The 3,662-nt window shown below is 46.9% G+C and carries 4 protein-coding genes; all 4 read left to right on the forward strand.

Annotation, left to right across the window (positions count from 1 at the left end):
- The coding region (locus tag Q0340_RS04290) for a hypothetical protein (RefSeq protein ID WP_298082306.1) at window positions 1–540 on the forward strand (540 nt) is incomplete at its 5' end.
- A gap of 47 nt (window positions 541–587) precedes the next feature.
- Complete coding sequence (locus tag Q0340_RS04295; protein ID WP_298082307.1) at window positions 588–743, forward strand: hypothetical protein; 156 nt, start codon at window positions 588–590, stop codon at window positions 741–743.
- Between the two features lie 626 nt (window positions 744–1,369).
- Complete coding sequence (gene ruvB / locus Q0340_RS04300) at window positions 1,370–2,386, forward strand: Holliday junction branch migration DNA helicase RuvB (protein WP_298082308.1); 1,017 nt, start codon at window positions 1,370–1,372, stop codon at window positions 2,384–2,386.
- A 207-nt stretch (window positions 2,387–2,593) separates the two neighbouring features.
- Window positions 2,594–3,196, forward strand: a complete 603-nt coding sequence (locus Q0340_RS04305) for a hypothetical protein (protein ID WP_298082309.1) — start codon at window positions 2,594–2,596, stop codon at window positions 3,194–3,196.
- Window positions 3,197–3,662 lie beyond the last annotated feature (466 nt).

The raw sequence follows: 3,662 nt of genomic DNA on the forward strand, positions 1-3,662 counted from the left end.
CCGCCGATGCAAAACTACGAGCAAAATCGCGAGAAATTTCTAGACTTGTTAGCTTTTGCAGGTCGCAACTTCCCTAAAAATTTGCGCGTTACGATTCAGAGTACTTACGGCGATGAGTATATTTGGATCGATTTGGACGGCAACGAGACGAAATTTTATTCAAATTCCATTTTCAGAGATAATGCGCCGAGCATCGGCGATGGGTTAAAGCTCATCGACTGGGACAAAAAGACGTTTGGGCAGCTAAAATCAAAGCTCGCGGCGATAAACGCCAGAACCATCGTGCTAAATAGAAGCGGCGACGAGCAGGTGCCTTGGGCGGAGATCACCTATCGATACGTGGAGCACTTCACCGATAGCTATCAGTTTTATGCCCCTGATAGCCCGAAGCTCGCCAAGCTACACGCCAAGGGCTGCTCGAAAAAATTAGAAAGCGATGGCGTAGTATTTTTATTCGAAAGCACAACGTCCGGCTCATATAGAGCATTCTGTAGTAGCGATAATAACAAGAGCGTTTTGATCGAAGAGCATGATTTGTAGAACTAGGCTCGCGCAGGAAAAATTTGGTGCCTTAATTTGGAGCGCAATTGATAAGGCAGCGCGAGATTGCGTGGCTAAATTTAATCGCACGAGCCCGCGTTAAGCTTAGCGGCAAATTTTATAATCCGCGCCGAATTCCAAGCGGTCGCGAAAGACAAAACTCCGCGCGAAATTTTATCCAGCCGTGCAAGCGCGCAAGTTAGATTTTGCATAAAATTCTACACAGAATTTCTTGCAAAATTTTAACCGATTGTGTGAGATAAAATTCTAGCCGGCTGCGCGCCGCAAAGCTTGAAGCATAGAATTTAAAGCCTCGCTGCCGCAAAAACAAAGTCCACATTAAAATTTTACGAGATAAAATTTTGCTGCAAAATTCCAGGCGCCAAATTTCACGTCGCAAAATCTCGCGCGTATTTTTCAAACAGCCAAATTTTGCCACTAAATTCTACGCGCTCAAATTTCGCGCTGCTTGCTCCGCAATCGTCGCTCGCGAACGCCAAAGTCTTAAATTCTACGCGATCAAATTCTATGCATTAAAATTTAGCGCAGTTAGCGACCCGCGCGCTGTTTGGGAGCCGCTACGGCAAAATTTCGCACTTAAAAAGCATAGCGAGCGACGGCATGAGCGTAGCCTTAAAACGTCGCGCTAAAATTTCGCAGTCTTTCGCGACGGGTGCTCTGCTTTTTAGCCCCAGCCCTAAGCGCGTACCGTAAAATTCCGCGCGGCAAATTTTATTCCGCCCGCAAAGATCCGTCCCTTTAAAATTGTCAAAATTTAGCCATTTTTCGCTACACTTGCTAAAATTTTAAAAACGATTAAAGAGAGATTATGGACAGAATTGTAGAGATCGAAAAGATGCAGCTCGATGAGAGCGTGGAGAGCTCGCTGCGCCCGTCAAGCTTCGAGGATTACGTGGGGCAGGAGAAGATCAAATCAAACCTCGCTATCGCCATCGCCGCGGCGAAAAAGCGCGCCGACGTGCTCGATCACGTGCTTTTCTACGGGCCGCCGGGGCTAGGTAAAACCACGCTAGCGCACATCATCGCCGCTCAAATGGGCGCCGCTATCAAGGTCACCGCCGCGCCGATGATCGAAAAGGCGGGCGATCTGGCGGCGATTTTAACGAACCTGCAAAGCGGCGACGTGCTTTTCATCGACGAGATCCACCGCCTAAGCCCCGCGATCGAGGAGGTGCTGTATTCGGCGATGGAGGACTTCCGCCTCGACATCATCATCGGCTCCGGGCCCGCCGCGCAGACCATCAAGATCGACATTCCGCACTTTACGCTCATCGGCGCCACGACGCGCGCGGGCATGATCTCGGCGCCGCTGCGGGATCGCTTCGGCATGCAGTTTCGCTTGCAGTTTTACACGCACGCCGAGCTTGCGCGGATAGTGCAGATCGCTTCGGTTAAACTCGGGAAGGAGAGCGCAGCCGACGCCAGTGCCGAGATCGCGCGCCGCTCCCGCGGCACTCCGCGTATCGCGCTGAGGTTGCTGCGCCGCATACGCGATTTTGCCGAGGTGCGCGACGAGGGCGCTATCTCGCACGATCGCGCGCGCGAAGGGCTTGAAGCGCTGGGCGTGGACGAGCAGGGCTTTGACGAGATGGATATAAAATATTTGGAAATTTTATTTGACGCCAAGCGCCGTGCCTTGGGGCTTAGCACGATCGCGGCGGCGCTTAGCGAGGATGAGGGCACGATCGAGGACGTCATCGAGCCCTATCTGCTCGCCAACGGCTACATCGAAAAGACTGCCAAAGGCCGCATCGCAACCGATAAGGCGCGCGAGGCGCTCGGTCGCGTACTAAAGGTCGTGGAGAGAAATCTGTTTGAGGAGTAGGGCGGATGAAATTTTATACTTCACGGCGCTGAGCCATAGCTACGCAGGTGGAAACCCTACCGTGGCGATTTTACATGTTTGGTCTTTGAATTTTGCTTGGTTTTAAAGTTTCTTCAGATTTAAAATTTAAAGCGGGAAATTTTGTAAATTTAGAGCAAATTTATTATCACTCAATAAAACATCCAAAAGAATATGAAAGGAAATTTTATGAAATTCATAACAAAATATATAAAAAGGCTCTTATATTATTTTTACGATGTATTTTATAGGCGTGTTTTTATCAAGGGAGTTTCGCATCCGCCGGCACAGGTGGCTAGCATAGGCTGCTATGGTTTGCTTTTTGTCCTGTGCGGGATGCTTCTTACTATTTATAGAACGGATACGGCGCCCAAACAATTGAATGAGCTTGAGATAGATATCGGAATTTTAAGAAACGTTTATTATAATTTTCGCGGAAGCGGCGGACGAATACATATAGAACTAGAAAACGGCAAGAAAAAGGTTTATGAAATAAGCAAAAGCGATAGCGATATTTACGAAAAGCTAAAAGGGCAAAAAATCAAAATTTACGGCGAGCCAAGCCCAGATATATTAGGCAATAATGAAATTTTACAGCTTGAAGATAAAGATGGAAAAATATATAAAGAATATAATTTTGATCATAGATTGTTAAGACCATATTTGATGACCGCACAGTTTAAATTCTTTTTAAAAGGGGTGGTTTTTCTACTTTTATTGATATTTTTTATAAATTTTTCAGATAGAAATTTGATTAAAAACAATCCAGAAGAAGGAGCAAAAAATGAGTAACGGATTGGGTATTTATTAAGGGATGCGCTTTCGCATGGTCTCGCCAATGCGGCTGCAGCGCAAGCTGGAGCGAAGTTCTGCTTTCATATGCCTATAGGGGCGGCTATTATTCTCACTCTACATTGAAAGTTAAAATTTAGTCTATTCGCGCATCCGTTATGCTCATTATTTTATAAATTCGTATTCTTTTACCCTACGCAGATTGTTGTTTGCGATTATTAAGGTACATTGATTTTCTAAAAAATAGCCTGCTGCCCGTTCAACCTTCGCTATACTCTCGTTTATCGTACCGATTTTGCTTCGCTTCTAGCAGACGCATTCGCTATACATTTTTCTTTTCCGCGTGAAGTTGCCATTGGGCTTATTGTAAGAGTTGCGGCGCGAGTATATCCAAACATCGGGTGCGCGCAGCTTTAGATTTTGCGGCGCGGCACGCACGTCTAGCGCCAGCATATCGGCTCTGCCT

The organism is uncultured Campylobacter sp. (assembly GCF_938045595.1).
Lineage (GTDB): Bacteria > Campylobacterota > Campylobacteria > Campylobacterales > Campylobacteraceae > Campylobacter_B.

Coding starts and splice junctions, on each gene's coding strand:
- ruvB (WP_298082308.1), top strand. CDS start 1,370: ATGGACAGAATTGTAGAGATCGAAAAGATGCAGCTCGATGAGAGCGTG.
- Q0340_RS04305 (WP_298082309.1), top strand. CDS start 2,594: ATGAAATTCATAACAAAATATATAAAAAGGCTCTTATATTATTTTTAC.